Source organism: Paenibacillus sp. 2TAB26 (assembly GCF_052115145.1).
GTDB lineage: Bacteria > Bacillota > Bacilli > Paenibacillales > Paenibacillaceae > Pristimantibacillus.
The window spans coordinates 1-478 of the sequence record NZ_JBFRGC010000096.1 but is presented as its reverse complement, the minus strand read 5'-3'; the positions used below and the strand labels follow the sequence as shown (position 1 = coordinate 478).

General features: G+C 67.6%; 1 protein-coding gene. It reads right to left on the bottom strand.

Annotated features, from left to right (window positions below; all coding sequences use genetic code 11):
- Positions 1–478 (bottom strand): hypothetical protein (locus AB4Z50_RS36025; protein ID WP_441887291.1); only part of this gene is annotated, 478 nt, incomplete at both ends.

Sequence of the window (478 nt, the reverse complement as noted above, 5' to 3'; positions counted from 1 at the left end):
CGCCAGACCACGCGCCGCATAGAAGCGTGCCGCGAGTTCGTTGACAAGCGCCTCATTGTGCACATAACCGCCATCCTGCGCGAGCTGGATGGCGGTCTCGTAGCCAAGTTCGGCGTCCACCACACGGTCTTCGAGCCGGGCGATTTCGGCAGCCACCAGCGCGGCATGGCCGGCAAAGTTCTCCGGGCAGAGATCGGCCCAGATGCGGAGTTCGCGTTGCTGGGCGGCCAGGATGTCCATATGTGGCTGGCGGTCGTCGGCTGGCATGGCGGTGCACAGGCCGGCCCGGGCCAGCGCGCTATAGAAGACGTACTCGCCCTCTTCGATGAACCCGTGCGCGGCCGGCAGCAGCGGTTCTGCCCGGGACGCGGCCTCCAGGGCGCCCGCATGGTCGCCGGCGACATAACGCGCCTGCAGTTTGCGGATCCAGTACCAGCAGGCGTTCAGGATGGAGCCCATGGGCAGGCGGTCCTCGACC